The sequence below is a fragment of the Staphylococcus sp. T93 genome, assembly GCF_016743875.1.
GTDB classification, from domain to species: domain Bacteria; phylum Bacillota; class Bacilli; order Staphylococcales; family Staphylococcaceae; genus Staphylococcus; species Staphylococcus aureus.
In genome coordinates this window covers 2,422,276-2,438,993 of sequence record NZ_CP068247.1, presented here as the reverse complement: position 1 = coordinate 2,438,993, position 16,718 = coordinate 2,422,276, and the positions used below count along the sequence as shown (strand labels likewise).

The following is a 16,718-nucleotide window of genomic DNA, read 5'->3' as shown; positions in this document are numbered from 1 at the left end:
TCAAAGGTGCATACTAATAAATCGTAAACATGACTTTATCAAATCGTTCTTTCTTGTTAACTAATTTATCAAATGTCTCCGGGCCTTTTTCTAACGGTAAAAAATGAGAAATAATAGGCTTTACATTAATATCTTTCGTCTTCATATAATGTAAGGTTGCCGTCCACTCTTTGCCCGGAAAATTACTGGACAAACAGTTCCAAGAGCCACATACTGTCAACTCGTTACGCAGAATTTTTTCAAAATGAACGCGATCAATCTCAATATCATCATATGGTATTCCGAGTAATACCACCTCGCCACCTTTTTTAGGTAGCGTCAATATTTGACCAATCGTAACTTTAGCACCTGATGATTCTATAGCTAAATCGATTTGATTGGCGTAATGATTTTCGATGAATTTCTCAAGATTTTCTTCTTTTGAATTGATTGTTTGATGTGCGCCCAATGATGTTGCAATATCTAGTTTATGCGCATCTATATCTATAGCGATGATATGTGCAGCACCAAATATTCGTGCCCATTGAATAGCTAACAAACCTATACTGCCACACCCCATTACTGCAACAGTCATACCAGGTTGTATATTCGATTTATAAAACCCATGCGCAACAACGGCTGATGGCTCAACCATTGCTGCTTCAATGTAATCAACATTGTCTGGAACCTTTAAAACATTTTGCGCTGGCAATTTGACATATTCCGCGAACGATCCAGGTTCATATGAGCCAATGACGAATAACTTTTCACATCGTGCATATTCACCTTTTAAACAATACTCGCATTGATAACAAGGTATTGCTGGGCAACCTGTCACTTTGTCGCCCACATTAACATGCGTAACATCACTTCCAATGGCATCTACTACACCTGAAAATTCATGACCAAATGGCATACCTTTAATGTATGGCCCCATTTTTTTGTATCGTGACGTGTCTGAACCACATATGCCAGTCGCTCGTACTTTAATAATAACGTCATTCGCACTTTCAATGACTGGCTTTTCATTATCCTCATACCGTAAATCTTCCACGCCATATAATTTCAATGCTTTCACTTGTAAATCACCTCAAATTTGATTTAATTCACAACTTTTTTCTTTTTAAAAATACCTGTCGCAAAATAACCTGCAATGACAATGGAATTACTTACGAGTAAATGTTCCATATAAAAATCAGTGATTTGTCTTAATGGCCCAAGCATAAAAGTTAGCATTGATTCTACCATATTAATTCTCTCCTTCATTTTCATCTAAATCGAGCGGCTTAAGTAATGCTTTAATACCTTCGCCGGATTTTAAATGTTGATACGCCTCGTCCCATTTCGAAATATCATATATTTTTGTCACCAAAGCTTCAGCATTTACTAAACCATCCGCCATAAGTTGCAATGAAGGTTCCCAATCTGCTGGCTTTTGACTTCTACTACCAACAACTGTTATTTCTTTTTGAATCACTTTTTCCATATCAAATGGAATTTCAGCATCCTTAAAAATACCTATTTGACTGTAGAAACCTTTTTTGCGTAAAATATCCAAACCTTGTCGTGCTGCTGGAACTGCACCTGAACATTCAACAACAACATCTGCACCGTAACCGTCTGTAATTCCATTGATATACGTTTTTAAGTCTGTTTGTTGTAAATTGACTACATAATCCATGTGCAATGCTTCTGCTTTATCTAATCTGACTTTGTCATTGTCCAATCCAGTTACCACAACAGTTGCGCCTTTACTTTTTAACACTTGTGCTACAAGTAATCCGATTGGCCCAGGTCCCATTACAACTGCTACATCGCCTGAATTGACTTGAATCTTAGAAACGCCATGATGTGCACATGCTAATGGTTCTGTCATAGCTGCAGACTGATACGATACTTCGTCTGGAATATGATGCAAACTTTCTTCACGTGCAATGACATAATTAGTAAATGCGCCATCAACTTGTGTTCCAATACCTTTTCGATGGTTGCATAAATTATAGTCTTTTGATTTACAGTATTCACACTCATTACAAACATAGAATGTCGTTTCAGATGTGACACGGTCACCAACTTTAAAATCTTTAACGTCTGCTCCAACTTCAACGATTTCACCAGAAAATTCATGACCTAATGTCACTGGAAAATTAACTTTATAATGACCTTCATAAGTATGAATATCTGTGCCACAAATTCCTGCATAATGTACTTTAATCTTTACTTTATCATCTAGCGGTGTTGCAACTTCTTTATCAAGAAGTTCTAAGTTGCCATGTCCTTCTCTTGTTTTTACTAAAGCTTTCACCACAAACACCTCGATTTTTAATTGAATAGACTAAATAGTTTAAAGATAAGATAGTTAACGATATTACCACCTTGATCAATACTTGAAATTTCAGATGAACCTTTTGGCATTTGTACATTCGTACCTTTCGCCATATCTGTGAAAATGGGTGCTACGTCTGTTGCAATATATAGTGAAATTGCAATCATAATCGTACCCACAATGACAGAATGAATAATGTTTCCTCTTGCTGCACCAACAATAAACGCGACAACAAATGGTATCGTTGCTAAGTCACCAAAAGGTAGTACTTGGTTTCCTGGTAAAATAACGGCTAATAAAACAGTGATAGGTACTAAAATTAATGCTGTCGAAATAACTGCTGGATGACCTAATGCTACAGCCGCATCCAATCCAATATAAATTTCACGTTCGCCAAAACGTTTATTTAGCCATGTTCTTGCAGACTCTGAAACTGGCATTAAACCTTCCATTAAGATTTTTACCATTCTAGGCATTAATACCATTACTGCAGCCATTGACATTCCTAAATTAATGATGTCTCCAGGTTTGTAACCTGCTAACACACCAATACCTAAACCTAAAATTAAGCCGACAAATATAGACTCTCCAAATGCGCCAAAACGTTTTTGAATTGTTTCAGGATCAGCATCTAACTTATTCAGACCGGGTACTTTTTGTAACAATTTAACTAAGTAAATACCTGGTGCATAAGAAATTGTACTTCCTGTAGCAATCGATACACCTGGTAAATCAAAGAACTCACTCATCATCGGTGCTGTCCAATCTGCTACTTTCAAACAGATAATTTGGAAAATAACTGCTGCTAATAACGCTTGCCAAATACTGCCTGATACGGCATAAACCATTGCTGCTGTAAACGTATAATGCCAAAAATTCCAAATATCTACATTCATCGTCTTTGTCACTTTAGTTACTAGCAATACAACGTTAACTATGATTCCGAGTGGAATAATAAATGCTGCGACAGATGATGCCCAAGCGATAGATGATGTTGCTGGCCAACCTACATCAATCACATTCAGACTGACGCCTAAATTTTTAACCATCGCTTGTGCTGCTGGCCCTAAATTTTTAACTAATAAATCGATGACTAAGAAAATCCCTACAAAAGCCACACCTATTGTTAAACCAGACCTAAATGCCGCTCCAATTTTCTGCCTAAAGAATAGGCCAAGCAAGAATATGACAACCGGTAAAATAACAGTTGCACCTAAATCTAAAAATCCCCTTACAAAATCAGTGAAGTAACTCATATTTAAACCCTCCCTGTTATATATGCATTGTCACGATACTTTCCGATTGTGATTACATTTGACGTTACAGTCATTTCAACGACAACCCTTGCTAAATTCGACTGCAGTCCTTTTGAATTACAGTCACTGCGTTTCTATGTCATCAACAATCATTTGTCGTGATAGTCATTTATATGCAATTTGCATATATTAATATGTTATCGACCCACGTTACATATCAATTCCGTTATTTTTGTAACTCTGTTAAGATTTGTTGTTTTGTTTCTTCAATACCAATACCAGTTAAGAAATTACGTGCGTTGATAACTGGGAATTTATATTCTTTTTTTGTCATTGCAGTTGTAACTAATAAATCTGCAGTGTCTTCATAAGGTCCAACTTCTGTAATTTTGATTTGTTTAATATCTACTTTAATATTGTGTTCCTTTGCCATTTCTTCAATTGCATTATTTACTACTGTTGACGTTGCAATACCTGCACCACACGCTACTAATACTTGTTTCATTTTCAATTCCTCCAATTAATTTTTAGTTATATTCCAAATAATCATTGATTAGTGTTGCTAAAATTGTTTCATCTTTCGTTCGTAGAATCTGCTCCAATTTTTCTTCACTTTGAAAAATTTGCATCAACTGTTGTAACAGCTTAAGTTGATCATCTACTTTATCCATTGCTAACATAAAAACGATTTTCACTTCTGTCTGTTGATCAAGTGTTCCCATTTCAATAAACGGCACTTCTTTTTCTAGAACAGCCACACCTATCGTTCTATGGTTAATATGTTCGACATCTGTATGCGGTATAGCGACCGAACATAGATGCGTTGGTAAACCAGTAGCAAATTCTTTTTCTCTGTCGATGACTGCATCTTTAAACGTTGACTTCACGAACCCATTTTGAAATAACACATCTGACATTTGTGACAATACGGATTCTTTATCAGTTGCCGACAAATTGAGCATTATATTTTCTTTATGCACTAATTGCTGTCCCATCCATTTTCCCTCGCTTCTTTATTTGAATAATTTTTTAAAATCTCATTTACATCAGAATTTTTGCGACTTTGTATGATGCGCTTAATTGCGTCATTGTCTTGCGCCACATCTCTCAATTGTAGTAACGCTCTTAAGTGTGTCACTTTATCAACAGCAGCAATAGGTACAATAATATGGATTGCTGTGCCATCTGACATGTATATTGGTTCTTGTAATATCAACATACTCATCGCTGTTTTATGTACATGCTTTTCAGAGTATGCATGTGGAATAGCAATATTTTGCATGATAACCATATACGAATCATCAAATACCTGTTGCATCTCATGAATATATTTAATATCAATAAAATGATTAGCAACTAACACATCACTTGCTTTAGCAATAGCTTCATCAATATTTTCAACATGATGCATTCTTTTCACGTGCCTTGCCGGTATCAAGTCAGCTAAATCTAATGTCTTATTTTGTGTGACAATCGATCCATTAATGGTTGAAATTGAATTATAATTGGCAATAAAATCTTCTAAACCATCACGTAGTTCTGTAATGTCATTAACTGTCGTTGTGCGTTCAATTAATGCCATTAACTTGTTTATTTCCTTATCAATGTCAGCCGATTCCTTATTAATGTACTTCATCACTTCTTTACGTAACTTTCGTTGCTCATTTTCAGATAAAGCTACTTTTGTGATAAATAATTTTTTATGTGTTAGGACAAACATTGGTGAAAAGACGATGTCATAATCTAATGTGTAATTTTCAAATGTTCTAAGTGAAATCGCATCTAAGAAAATAATTTCTGGAAATAAGTTTCGCAACTCGTATAACATCATTTGTGATACTGACGTGCCTTGTGTACACACGATAATAGCTTTTATCTTGCCATCGAAGTTTTCATCTTGACGTCTCAAACTACCTCCGAACAACATGGTTAAATATGCTATTTCATTATCAGGCAACGATTTTCCGAAATATTCAGTTAACGATTGACATGATTGTTTCACCATATGAAATAAGGATTGATAATTTCCTTGTAAAGGATTTATTAATTCATCACGATCCGTTAAGTTATATTTAATCCTATAAAAAGCAGGCGTTAAATGTAACAAGAGTTGCTGTGATAATTTCTCCTTATCTTCAATGTTAATAAAAGTGATTTGTTCAAAATGGTGAATCATTTGAGCGATGGCCATCGTTAAATTCGATATGCTATCTGATTCTTGCAAATCAGTCCATTGCACACTTGTTGAAAGTAAGTGTAATGTCAAATATAACTTTTCCGCTTCTGGCAAATCCGGCTCATGTTGCGTCATAATCTCCGTTGCTTGATATTCTTTCGTATCCCTCAAATACTGATAATTAATATTTAATGGATTCATCACATGACCACTTTGAATTCGTCTACGAATCACACAAAGGACATAAGGCAATGAACTAAGTGATTTGTCTATAAAGCGACTCTTCAAAAATTGTTCTACCTGTTTGATCTTGTCTTTTTGATATGCGATATCTTCGAATGTTAAGTTGAGCGCCTTTAAAACTTCACTTTTAGTAATATCATGATTCAACCTTTGATCAATCAACTTAATGAAGAAACGGCGAACTTCAAATTCATCACCAACAATTTCATAACCATGTTTTCGAGAATACTTAAGTGACAAACCATGATTTTCCAATTGCTCTTTCACATGATTTATATCGTGAATGACAGTATTTTTACTGACTTGTAAATCAATTGAAAAATGGTTTAGAGACATTGCGTTTTCCTTACTAAAAAGCATGAGCATTAAATAATAACGACGTGTTTCTATGCTAAAAATGACATTGTTGCCGTTTAACATTTGCTGCTCCGATACATCTCGCTTGAATAACGTCATGATTTCAGAACTTACAATAAAATTTCCTTGGCTTGTTCTTTCAAGTTTTGGATAACCCTCTTGTTCAAGCCACAAATTGATTTTTTGAATGCGATATCCTAGTTGTCTACGAGACAAACCAAATATCGATTCAAGTTCTTTACCATGAATAGTAGGATTCAATACAATTTCTCTGAGTATTTGCTGATTATCCCCGTTCATGTTCGATTCTCCTTTGAGCATCTGAGCTCAATTTATCATCAATCGTCACACCGATGTACACACTTTGAACACATATTTTCAAAATGAGCATGTACATCATTGTGATGTTTTAACAACATTTCAATTATATCTATATTTTTTGTGATTTTAATCTTTTAAAATAAAGCAATTGAAATTTTTGCATATATTTTTGTGTTTTGTGTTTTTTTGAAGCATTTTTAACATACATATCTCAATCATTATCAAATTGTCATGACCATTGTAACCCAATACAAAAACCCTAAGGACGCTTATATCAGGCGCCTTAGGGTTAACTGTATCTATTTAATTAAGTATTATTATTCGTATGTACGTAACTTATGGTCTATCAAGTTCCACACTTCTTCAACATCAACTGCTGTAGCAAAATAAGCATTGGCAGGCTTACCTGTAACATGATTTAAATCGACAGCCATAGTGCCATAAGTTAGTGGACTTTGATGTTCAATGTCGATATTAACGGGTACCATTGTAAACAATTCTGGTTGTAACAAATACAAAATTGTACAAGCATCATGTATTGGACCACCATCCATATTAAAGTGAGTCTTGTATGTCTTCTTAAAGAATTGCAATAATTCTACGACGAACTGTGCAACAGGATTATTGATACTTTCAAAGCGTTCAATCACGTGATCGTCGGCTAAAACTTGATGTGTTACATCTAAACCAAACACATTTATAGTAATCCCACTTTCAAAAACACGCTTCGCTGCTTCAGCATCTACCCAAATATTGAATTCTGCTGTAGGCGTCCAATTTCCAAATGTACCACCACCCATCAAAGTAATAGATTCAATATGCTCAGCGATTCTTGGCTCACGAATCAATGCCGTTGCTACATTCGTAAGAGGACCTGTCGCTACAATTGTTACAGGTGTATCACTCGTCATCACTTTGTTTATAATCACATCTGATGCTGGCATTGCAACTGCTTGACGTGATGGTGTCGACGGTAGTTTCGGACCATCTAATCCAGATTCCCCATGTATTTCAGAAGCAAAGGCAGCTGGTTTAATTAACGGCCTATCCGCACCTTTCGCTACTGCTATATCTTGGCGTCCCATAATATCCAATACGTTCAAGGCGTTTGTCGTATTCTTGTCAACTGATTGATTACCTGCGACTGTTGTTACAGCTAATATCTCTAGTGGACTGTCAATTGCCCCCGCTAAAATTAATGCTATTGCATCATCGTGTCCTGGATCACAATCCATAATAATCTTTCTTTTCATTTATATATCCACCTTTCTTAAGTTGTTATCGATAGCTTATGTATATTTATTTATGTGGTGAATCATGTTTATTTTGAAAAATAGTTTTAACTTTCTCATATTTTTGGATACAAACACTATTTATCTATTTTATGGCTTATAAATTTATCCGATATGCCTTATCAACCTACCTCGCTAAAAATAGGATGTCTACATATCTATACCGACTTTTGTCAACTCATTTTCACAACAATATAAACAGCAATTTATATGATTGTTACATGATTCAAACAATTTTTATGAAAAATATTTTCATACACAGAATATATATTGATATTAAATTTCTCAAAAGCTATATTGAGAATAATTAGGAGGGATGTTGATGAAATCTTTATTTGAAAAAGCACAGCAGTTCGGCAAGTCCTTTATGTTACCTATCGCAATCTTACCAGCTGCAGGTCTATTGTTGGGTATCGGTGGTGCATTAAGTAATCCAAACACCGTTAAAGCATACCCTATTTTAGATATTACCTTATTACAAAATATTTTTACATTAATGTCAGCTGCAGGTAGTATTGTTTTCCAAAATTTACCGGTCATCTTTGCAATTGGTGTCGCAATCGGATTATCTAGAAGCGATAAAGGTACTGCAGGTTTAGCTGCGCTGCTCGGTTTCTTAATTATGAACGCAACTATGAATGGCTTATTAACTATCACGGGCACATTGGCAAAAGATCAGCTTGCACAAAATGGACAAGGCATGGTGCTCGGTATACAAACGGTTGAAACCGGTGTTTTTGGCGGGATTATCACAGGTATTATGACCGCAATACTTCACAACAAATATCACAAAGTGGTATTACCACCGTATTTAGGTTTCTTTGGTGGCTCTAGATTTGTCCCTATTGTCACAGCATTTGCCGCAATCTTTTTAGGTGTATTGATGTTTTTCATTTGGCCAAGCATACAAGCCGGCATTTATCATGTTGGTGGATTTGTAACGAAAACAGGTGCCATCGGTACTTTTGTTTATGGCTTCATCTTAAGATTGTTAGGTCCACTCGGTTTACACCATATTTTTTACTTACCGTTTTGGCAGACGGCACTTGGTGGTACTTTAGAAGTCAAAGGGCACTTAGTTCAAGGTACGCAGAACATCTTCTTTGCTCAACTTGGTGATCCAGATGTGACGAAGTATTATTCAGGTGTGTCACGCTTTATGTCAGGCCGTTTTATTACGATGATGTTCGGCTTATGTGGTGCCGCACTTGCAATTTATCACACAGCTAAACCTGAACATAAAAAAGTTGTCGGCGGTTTAATGTTATCCGCTGCACTCACTTCATTTTTAACAGGTATTACCGAACCTTTAGAGTTTAGTTTCTTGTTTGTCGCACCTATTCTTTATGTAATCCATGCCTTCTTTGATGGATTAGCATTTATGATGGCAGACATTTTCAACATTACAATTGGTCAAACCTTCAGTGGAGGCTTTATCGATTTCTTACTCTTTGGTGTGCTACAAGGTAATAGTAAAACAAACTACCTATACGTCATACCTATTGGAATTGTGTGGTTCTGTTTGTATTACATCGTTTTCAGATTCTTAATTACGAAATTTAATTTCAAAACACCTGGTCGAGAAGATAAAGCTGCAGCACAACAAGTTGAGGCTACTGAAAGAGCACAAACTATTGTTGCTGGTTTGGGAGGCAAAGATAACATTGAAATCGTTGACTGTTGTGCAACGAGACTACGCGTCACACTTCATCAAAATGACAAAGTCGATAAAGTATTACTCGAAAGTACTGGTGCCAAAGGTGTAATCCAGCAAGGCACTGGTGTGCAAGTAATTTATGGGCCTCACGTTACAGTTATCAAAAATGAAATTGAAGAATTGCTCGGGGATTAAGACTAACCGAAATATCAACAGAACTAATGGCAACGATGTACGAAGTAAGAAGTGACATCGTTGCTTTTATTTTTAATGTTACATTTGAAGCATTAAGTTCATCATGCACTGTAGTGAGCCCGCAAATCGCCTCTGCTAGACAATCATCTTAATGCTATGATTAAAGCTTAAGTGCCAGATTTGAATTTAATTTCAACAACGACTTTCACTACATTAAAAATAGGGCCACTCGACACATATAGTTGTATCAAATAGCCCTTTATACAATTTTTTGGGTAAGGTTTTACAATTTTTGGGATGGTATAGATTTTATAAAAAGTTATTTAAGTTCTTCTGCTTCAGCCATAATATCTTTTAATGTTTTAGCTGAATGTGCGAACTTGCTTTGTTCTTCGTCGTTTAATGGGATTTCTACGACGTTGCGAATACCGTTTCTATTGATGACTGCTGGAACACCAATATAAACATCTTCTTCCTCATATTCGCCTTCTAATAATGCTGATACAGTCAATACGGCATCTTCATTTCTGAAAATCGCTTCAGTAATTCTAGCTAATCCCATTGCAACACCATAATAAGTGGCACCTTTAGCTTGAATAATGTCATATGCTACATCACGTGTTTGAACAAAAATTTGTTCAATTTGCGCTTTGCCCTCAGGACGTTGTTCAAGTAATGTCTTCAAAGGTTGACCCGCAATATTAGCGTGTGACCATACTGGTAATTCAGTGTCACCATGTTCACCAATAATTTGAGCATCGACGCTACGTGGCGCAACATCGAACGCTTCGCTTAACAATAATCTAAAGCGTGCAGAGTCTAAAATTGTACCAGAACCTATAACACGTTCTTTAGGTAAACCAGAGAATTTCCATGTTGCATACGCTAAAATATCAACAGGATTTGTAGCTACCAAGAAAATACCATCAAATTTTGATGCCATTACTTCACCAACAATTGATTTGAATATTTTCAAGTTTTTAGATACTAAATCTAAACGTGTTTCTCCAGGTTTTTGTGCAGCACCAGCACAGATGACAACTAGATCCGCATCATGACAATCACTGTATTCGCCAGCTTTCACACGAACTGTTGTTGGAGAATATGGTGTGGCATGTTTTAAATCCATAACATCTCCTCGAACTTTTTCAGTGTCTAAATCAATGATGACTAATTCATCAACAATGCTTTGGTTCACTAATGAAAATGCGTAGCTTGAACCTACTGCACCATTACCTATTAATACAACTTTGTTCCCTTTAAATTTGTTCATTACAAAAACTCCCTTATGATTAATTCACTAACATACATGTAGCTTCAAATATGTTAGTTTAATGCTGCTTATTGACGATACAAAAGCAAATAAACATCTCTTTTATTTTCAACGCATAACTTAAAAGGTCATGTGTCATCCGCTTTTAAGTTTGTGATTTATTTCACATATAAAATGTAACATGCATTAAGTACTGGGTCAATATTAAATTGTGATTTATTTCACATTTTATTTTAATTTTTACACCTTTTTAATTTGTATACGATTACATCTTAGATGTCTTTAGTCTTCGTACTTCGCCAGTGATTATTTACACTTTCACATTTTTATTATCATGTTTACTTTTTTCTAGGAAAACAACAATGTTTTTTGAATTAGTCAAATAAATGCGCTCAATCGTCGGTGTGCAAACAGACAATTGTACACAATGCTTATTGATAAGTATTTAAAAAATTAAAAATGTCATACAATTATCAAATTTGCCATTTTATTTATATTTTCTCAAACCAATTAATTGAATATCGAAATTTTTAGTAGAATAATCAAAATATACAGATTAAAGGAGGAGTATCATGCTTACAGAACAAGAGAAAGACATTATCAAACAAACGGTGCCTTTACTTAAAGAGAAAGGGACAGAAATTACGTCAATCTTTTATCCAAAAATGTTTAAAGCGCATCCTGAACTTTTAAACATGTTTAATCAAACGAACCAAAAACGAGGCATGCAATCTTCAGCATTAGCACAAGCTGTAATGGCCGCAGCGGTTAATATCGATAACTTAAGTGTTATTAAACCAGTCATTATGCCAGTCGCATATAAACACTGCGCACTACAAGTTTATGCTGAACATTATCCAATTGTGGGGAAAAATTTATTAAAAGCCATTCAAGACGTGACAGGATTAGAAGAAAATGACCCTGTCATTCAAGCTTGGGCAAAAGCATATGGCGTTATTGCGGATGTGTTCATCCAAATTGAAAAAGAAATTTATGATCAAATGATGTGGATTGGTTTTAAACCATTCAAAATTACCAATATTAAACAAGAATCTGAAGACATTAAATCATTTACAGTTGAAACTGAAGAATATGACTTTAGTGAATTTACACCAGGCCAATACATCACAGTTGATGTTTCTAGTGATAAACTTCCATATAGAGCTAAACGTCACTATTCTATCGTATCAGGTGAAAAAAACCATTTAACTTTTGGCGTTAAACGTGATGTCACAACAGAACATGAAGGCGAAGTTTCAACAATTTTACACGATGAGATTAAAGAAGGCGATATGATTAATTTAGCTGCGCCTGTAGGTGGATTCGTATTAGAGAATACGACTGAACCACAACTTTTCTTAGGTTCAGGTATTGGTGTTACACCTTTAGTAGCTATGTATGAAGCTGCCTCTGCCAAAGGTTTAGATACACAGATGGTTCAAGTTGCTGAAAATGAACAACATTTACCTTTCAAAGACAACTTCAACAGTATCGCAAGCCATCATGACAACGCTAAATTATATACACACTTAAAAGATAAACAAGGCTATATTGGTGCTGAAGAATTACAAGTATTTTTAGCAAATAAACCTGAAATTTATATCTGTGGTGGTACAAAATTCTTACAATCTATGATCGAAGCACTTAAATCTTTAAATTACGATATGGATCGCGTACACTACGAAACATTTATTCCAAGACTAAGCGTTGCAGTATAACTGAGAAAAGAGGTTTAGTGCTCATATGAAACTTAATCAACGTTACGTAAAAGTATTTGCATTATATTTCGTAAGTATTGTTACTGCAAATATTATTGTTAAAAATAATAATTTAATTAAAACATTGATACAAACCATAGCCGGGTACACGGTCTTTGCAGTTGGTTTGAAGTATTTAACTAAACGTAAAAATAAATGACATCTATACCAAAACAGCTATGACTTTACTTTGTCATGGCTGTTTTTTAATTGGGAGTAGGACAGAGATGATATTTTCGCAAAATTTATTTGGTCGTCCCACCACAACATGCATTGATGTATGCTCACTGAATTTCATAAGAAAGGAGTTCACAAGATGACCGTAGATATTGGACGGATTTATGACAATAAAGATAATACCGACGCTATTCGTATCCTAGTCGATAGAGTCTGGCCGAGAGGTATTTCGAAAAGAACTGCTAACCTAGATTATTGGTTAAAAGACATTGCCCCTTCTACTGAGTTGCGACAATGGTTCCAACATGATCCTAAACTTTTTGGAGCTTTTAAAGAAAAATATGAAAAAGAATTACGTGATCAGGATGCGCAAAAAGATGCTTTTGAAAAATTAAAGGATATTGTAAATCAGCATAATCATGTTCTATTGTTATATGCAGCAAAAGATACTAAACATAACCAAGCTGTAGTACTACAGCAGTTGCTCAATACTTAGTTATATATGTTTATCGTGAATCACTATAAATGTCGCTAACTTCATTTCTAATATTTATTTTTAAAAAGCATAATTACTACAATTAATTGAACTTTAATAATTACTAAACTTGAACAACATTTTACTTTAACAAAATAAAGTTTTAAAATATTAATTGTTGGGTTTTACATAGTAATTAGAAAGAGAGTGTTAATGAAATGAAGTTTAAAAGACTAGCAACTATATTTTCAGCAGTATTAGTGTTATCAGGATGTGGCTCAATGCATTCATCTGGCAAAGACTTAAATATTTCGTTACCGTTAAAAACAAAGTCTATTGCACCTTATGAAACAGATGTACCAGTTAAGATTGGTGCTGCAGAATCATTATTTAAAACAAATGATCAAGGAAAAATAGAAAAAGCATTAGTGAAATCGTATCATCAACCAAATGATACAACGTTAGATATAGAATTAAAAGATAATATTAAATTTCAAAACGGTCAAAAATTGACTGCAGAAAAAGTGAAATCTAGCCTTGAAAATAGCATGAAAAAAAGCGACTTGGTCAAATATTCATTACCAATATCATCAATTACCGCTAAAGGTCAAAAACTGACAATTAAAACCAACTCCGCTTACCCTGAACTTGTATCTGAATTAGCTAATCCTTTTATGGCAATTTATGATACAGATGCTAAATCAGATGTTAATCAAACTCCTGTTGGTACAGGCCCTTACCAAATAAAAGATTATAAGCAATCTCGAAAAATATCATTGTCGAATTTTAAGGACTATTGGCAAGGTAAACCGAAACTTGATCATATTACTGTGACGTACCAAGAAGACGGCAATAATCGCGTCAGAAATTTAGAATCTCAAAAAGATGATTTAATAACTGATGTCCCAGTTAATAAAGTTCAAGACATAGAAAATAATCAAAATTTAAAAGTGTCAAAAGAATCTGGATTTAGAACTTCTTTACTTATGTATAATCATACTAATAAAAAAATGACTAAATCCGTTCGTGAAGCATTAGATCATATCATTGATAGACAAGGTATTGCAGATCATATTTATCAAGGTTATGCGAAACCTGCAACGAGTCCATTTAATGATAAAATTCCATATATTAAAGAACCTAAGTTAACCAAACAAAATATCGAACAAGCAAAAATGTTATTAGCTAAAGATGGTTATACAAAAGAACACCCTTTAAAAATTAAGTTAATTACGTATGACGGTCGTCCAGAGCTATCGAAAATTGCGCAAGTATTACAATCAGATGCTAAAAAAGCAAATATTGAAATCGACATTAAAAGTGTTGATGACATAGAAGGTTACTTAAAAGACCGTTCTGCATGGGATGCAACGATGTATAGTTTCGGAACAATTCCTCGTGGAGATACAGGTTATTTCTTTAATCAAGCATATAAAAAAGATGGTGCTATTAATAAAGGAGACTACAATAATAGCAACGTCGATGATTTAATTAATCAATTGAATCATACTGTAGATGTTAAGGAACGTCACAATATTTCTAATGATATTATTAAATTATCAAGTCGAGATGTACCAAACAGTTATATTGCTTACAACGATCAAATAGTCGCTGCTAACTCTAAGGTTAAAAATTATAAAGTAACACCTGAAGGTATCTATTTAATCGATTATCGAACAACGATTGAACGATAAGGGAGTGTGGGACATTGATTTATGTCTCAGCCCTGCTTCAACTATAAAAACCACGCCGAAGTCATCCAATATGATTATGGCGTGGTTTAATTTGCTTATATGATTGTATTAATTTCTGTTTGATGAATTTCAATAAAATGATTATTACATACTTTCAGTGAATCATGTTCATTTTATATAAATCTAATTGTCACTATTTGTTTAACGTGAAACACTTTTTTAACTCCAAAAAGTATTCCTATTCCACTCTTTTAAAGACAAATTATAAAAATAGCTTATGTCACAAACATATGAGCAACATAAGCTTTAATTATTATTCGTCTACTTTTTTCTGTTGTTCTTTAAATTCTTTCTGCAGTAAATTCACTTGTTTTAAACCTGCCCCCATTAAAATGAATACAAGTATCCACACAATAACGATTAAAATAAATATTTTCAACGTATCACTGCCAAGTACAGTTAAAGATGTATCCCAAATGCCATGTAAAACAACGGCTGATAAAAAGAATATTAAAAAGCGTTTATCAAAAATATCTTTGAATTCAAAGCCATGCTGTTCTTTCGCAATAACTATTGCAGCACCAACAATCGCTGACCAAACTAAATGACCACCAATCGCAGTCCACGCACGTGTGAAGACAATATCTAATAATGGGACATTTTCTCCTAAAGCGAAATTCAAAATATAACCTGCTGATTCAAAAACTGCGAACCCTGCACCAATAGCAGCACCGATTAATAATCCATTCAAAATCTTATTTGTTTTCAATTTATTGACGAAATAAACAATAATGAGTGCTTTTCCAGTTTCTTCAACTAATCCTACTAAAAATGCATCGAAAAATGTTAAAGAACCAAACCTTTCGAATTGATCACTAAAAACGACAAATCTATATAATACCATCGTACTTAGTAATGAAAATACGCCGCCAATAAAGAACATGATAATAACTTCAAAAATGCTAATATTTTTAAACGCATTTGATTCATAAAAGAAGAACAAACCCGATAATGGTACTGTTAAAGCCCCTATAAAAATGAGACCCGGAATCGCGTTAGTGTTATTAAAAATTGCTGCCATGACCCATAATCCAATAAATGTTACTGTGAAAGCGATGAATACTCGAGAAAAGAGCCATGGCTTCCCCCATTCTTCTGATATGTCACAAATTGCTGGCGTAGTTTTAGCAGTACCCGCTATAAATATTTCATCTGCTTCGTTTTTAGTATGCGGCTTAAATACTTCAGAAAGCATATCTTTTAAATTAAGATTTAAGCTTTCATCATTGCCCGCTAGTCTACCGATTGATTTGGTTGCATTATCAAATAAACTTCTTGCTTCGTTTTTTAAATCTGTATTTTGCGCTGTTTCATGCGCTTTAGCTTCCATTTGTTTATCGATAGATTCATTATGTATGTCGGACGTCTTAGTTGATTGTGTACTTGCTGATGACATCCCCTCTTCACCTGTATTAGGTGCAACTGATTGCGTTTGTGTTGTCTCTTCTTTTTCTGTATTTCTTCGATGATTAAGACCTTC

The 16,718-nt window shown here is 34.4% G+C and carries 18 protein-coding genes; 6 read left to right on the top strand and 12 right to left on the bottom strand.

Translation table 11 applies throughout. The features are described from left to right. Positions 1-13: 13 nt before the first annotated feature. From JG553_RS11900 to JG553_RS11860, 9 genes are all read right to left on the bottom strand, one after another. Complete coding sequence (locus tag JG553_RS11900) at positions 14-1,057, bottom strand: galactitol-1-phosphate 5-dehydrogenase (RefSeq protein WP_000645604.1); 1,044 nt, start codon at positions 1,055-1,057, stop codon at positions 14-16. A gap of 23 nt (positions 1,058-1,080) precedes the next feature. Next, complete coding sequence (locus JG553_RS11895; protein ID WP_000230358.1) at positions 1,081-1,227, bottom strand: hypothetical protein; 147 nt, start codon at positions 1,225-1,227, stop codon at positions 1,081-1,083. Between the two features lies 1 nt (position 1,228). Beyond that, the gene (locus JG553_RS11890; RefSeq protein WP_000646203.1) at positions 1,229-2,284 is read right to left on the bottom strand and encodes a zinc-binding dehydrogenase; all 1,056 of its coding nucleotides are present in this window, start codon (positions 2,282-2,284) and stop codon (positions 1,229-1,231) included. Positions 2,285-2,301: 17 nt separating this feature from the next. Further along, a complete protein-coding gene (locus JG553_RS11885) occupies positions 2,302-3,561 on the bottom strand; it encodes a PTS galactitol transporter subunit IIC (protein WP_000120104.1) in 1,260 nt (419 codons plus the stop codon). A gap of 226 nt (positions 3,562-3,787) precedes the next feature. Next, positions 3,788-4,066, bottom strand: coding sequence for a PTS sugar transporter subunit IIB (locus JG553_RS11880; RefSeq protein WP_000815795.1), 279 nt, complete (start codon positions 4,064-4,066; stop codon positions 3,788-3,790). 22 nt (positions 4,067-4,088) lie between these two features. Further along, the gene (locus JG553_RS11875; RefSeq protein WP_000531476.1) at positions 4,089-4,556 is read right to left on the bottom strand and encodes a PTS sugar transporter subunit IIA; all 468 of its coding nucleotides are present in this window, start codon (positions 4,554-4,556) and stop codon (positions 4,089-4,091) included. After that, the gene (locus JG553_RS11870; RefSeq protein WP_001012747.1) at positions 4,541-6,637 is read right to left on the bottom strand and encodes a BglG family transcription antiterminator; all 2,097 of its coding nucleotides are present in this window, start codon (positions 6,635-6,637) and stop codon (positions 4,541-4,543) included. The genes JG553_RS11875 and JG553_RS11870 overlap by 16 nt, the downstream gene beginning before the upstream one ends. Positions 6,638-6,767: 130 nt before the next feature. Further along, on the bottom strand, positions 6,768-6,866 hold the full coding sequence (locus JG553_RS11865) for a hypothetical protein (protein WP_001791653.1): 99 nt from the start codon (positions 6,864-6,866) through the stop codon (positions 6,768-6,770). Between the two features lie 109 nt (positions 6,867-6,975). Next, positions 6,976-7,911, bottom strand: a complete 936-nt coding sequence (locus JG553_RS11860; RefSeq protein WP_000823215.1) for a nucleoside hydrolase — start codon at positions 7,909-7,911, stop codon at positions 6,976-6,978. A gap of 361 nt (positions 7,912-8,272) precedes the next feature. Here JG553_RS11860 and JG553_RS11855 point away from each other — a divergent pair, with 361 nt between their 5' ends. Next, entirely contained in the window at positions 8,273-9,802 is a 1,530-nt protein-coding gene (locus tag JG553_RS11855) for a PTS transporter subunit EIIC (RefSeq protein ID WP_000838204.1), read from the top strand. A gap of 26 nt (positions 9,803-9,828) precedes the next feature. Beyond that, positions 9,829-9,954 (top strand): hypothetical protein, encoded by a 126-nt coding sequence (locus JG553_RS13400; RefSeq protein ID WP_001789457.1) that lies wholly within the window; start codon positions 9,829-9,831, stop codon positions 9,952-9,954. A 167-nt stretch (positions 9,955-10,121) separates the two neighbouring features. Here the strand turns inward: JG553_RS13400 and JG553_RS11850 are convergent, their stop codons facing one another. Both JG553_RS11850 and JG553_RS11845 read right to left on the bottom strand, forming a co-directional pair. Further along, on the bottom strand, positions 10,122-11,075 hold the full coding sequence (locus JG553_RS11850) for an L-lactate dehydrogenase (protein WP_001031886.1): 954 nt from the start codon (positions 11,073-11,075) through the stop codon (positions 10,122-10,124). A gap of 310 nt (positions 11,076-11,385) precedes the next feature. Continuing rightward, positions 11,386-11,493, bottom strand: a complete 108-nt coding sequence (locus JG553_RS11845; RefSeq protein WP_001789859.1) for a hypothetical protein — start codon at positions 11,491-11,493, stop codon at positions 11,386-11,388. 154 nt (positions 11,494-11,647) lie between these two features. On the opposite strand from JG553_RS11845, the gene JG553_RS11840 reads away from it, so the two are divergent. The 4 genes from JG553_RS11840 to nikA all read left to right on the top strand — a co-directional run bounded on the left by JG553_RS11840 (position 11,648) and on the right by nikA (position 15,178). Further along, positions 11,648-12,793: a globin domain-containing protein gene (locus JG553_RS11840; protein ID WP_000954810.1), complete on the top strand. Its 1,146-nt coding sequence runs from the start codon at positions 11,648-11,650 to the stop codon at positions 12,791-12,793. 25 nt (positions 12,794-12,818) lie between these two features. Next, entirely contained in the window at positions 12,819-12,992 is a 174-nt protein-coding gene (locus tag JG553_RS11835; protein WP_000773989.1) for a hypothetical protein, read from the top strand. 156 nt (positions 12,993-13,148) lie between these two features. After that, positions 13,149-13,505, top strand: a complete 357-nt coding sequence (locus JG553_RS11830; RefSeq protein ID WP_000215216.1) for a DUF488 domain-containing protein — start codon at positions 13,149-13,151, stop codon at positions 13,503-13,505. Positions 13,506-13,702: 197 nt separating this feature from the next. Next, a complete protein-coding gene (gene nikA, locus JG553_RS11825; protein WP_000669653.1) occupies positions 13,703-15,178 on the top strand; it encodes a nickel ABC transporter substrate-binding protein in 1,476 nt (491 codons plus the stop codon). A 313-nt stretch (positions 15,179-15,491) separates the two neighbouring features. Here nikA and JG553_RS11820 read toward each other — a convergent pair whose 3' ends face one another. Further along, positions 15,492-16,634 (bottom strand): PrsW family intramembrane metalloprotease, encoded by a 1,143-nt coding sequence (locus tag JG553_RS11820; RefSeq protein ID WP_001789851.1) that lies wholly within the window; start codon positions 16,632-16,634, stop codon positions 15,492-15,494. Positions 16,635-16,718 lie beyond the last annotated feature (84 nt).

Excerpts from the sequence above, each read along its gene's own strand:
- JG553_RS11895 (WP_000230358.1), bottom strand. The coding sequence starts at position 1,227 with ATGGTAGAATCAATGCTAACTTTTATGCTTGGGCCATTAAGACAAATC.
- JG553_RS11885 (WP_000120104.1), bottom strand. The coding sequence starts at position 3,561 with ATGAGTTACTTCACTGATTTTGTAAGGGGATTTTTAGATTTAGGTGCA.
- JG553_RS11880 (WP_000815795.1), bottom strand. The coding sequence starts at position 4,066 with ATGAAACAAGTATTAGTAGCGTGTGGTGCAGGTATTGCAACGTCAACA.
- JG553_RS11875 (WP_000531476.1), bottom strand. The coding sequence starts at position 4,556 with ATGGGACAGCAATTAGTGCATAAAGAAAATATAATGCTCAATTTGTCG.
- JG553_RS11870 (WP_001012747.1), bottom strand. The coding sequence starts at position 6,637 with ATGAACGGGGATAATCAGCAAATACTCAGAGAAATTGTATTGAATCCT.
- JG553_RS11865 (WP_001791653.1), bottom strand. The coding sequence starts at position 6,866 with ATGTATGTTAAAAATGCTTCAAAAAAACACAAAACACAAAAATATATG.
- JG553_RS11860 (WP_000823215.1), bottom strand. The coding sequence starts at position 7,911 with ATGAAAAGAAAGATTATTATGGATTGTGATCCAGGACACGATGATGCA.
- JG553_RS11855 (WP_000838204.1), top strand. The coding sequence starts at position 8,273 with ATGAAATCTTTATTTGAAAAAGCACAGCAGTTCGGCAAGTCCTTTATG.
- JG553_RS13400 (WP_001789457.1), top strand. The coding sequence starts at position 9,829 with ATGGCAACGATGTACGAAGTAAGAAGTGACATCGTTGCTTTTATTTTT.
- JG553_RS11850 (WP_001031886.1), bottom strand. The coding sequence starts at position 11,075 with ATGAACAAATTTAAAGGGAACAAAGTTGTATTAATAGGTAATGGTGCA.
- JG553_RS11840 (WP_000954810.1), top strand. The coding sequence starts at position 11,648 with ATGCTTACAGAACAAGAGAAAGACATTATCAAACAAACGGTGCCTTTA.
- JG553_RS11835 (WP_000773989.1), top strand. The coding sequence starts at position 12,819 with ATGAAACTTAATCAACGTTACGTAAAAGTATTTGCATTATATTTCGTA.
- JG553_RS11830 (WP_000215216.1), top strand. The coding sequence starts at position 13,149 with ATGACCGTAGATATTGGACGGATTTATGACAATAAAGATAATACCGAC.
- nikA (WP_000669653.1), top strand. The coding sequence starts at position 13,703 with ATGAAGTTTAAAAGACTAGCAACTATATTTTCAGCAGTATTAGTGTTA.
- JG553_RS11820 (WP_001789851.1), bottom strand. The coding sequence starts at position 16,634 with ATGTCATCAGCAAGTACACAATCAACTAAGACGTCCGACATACATAAT.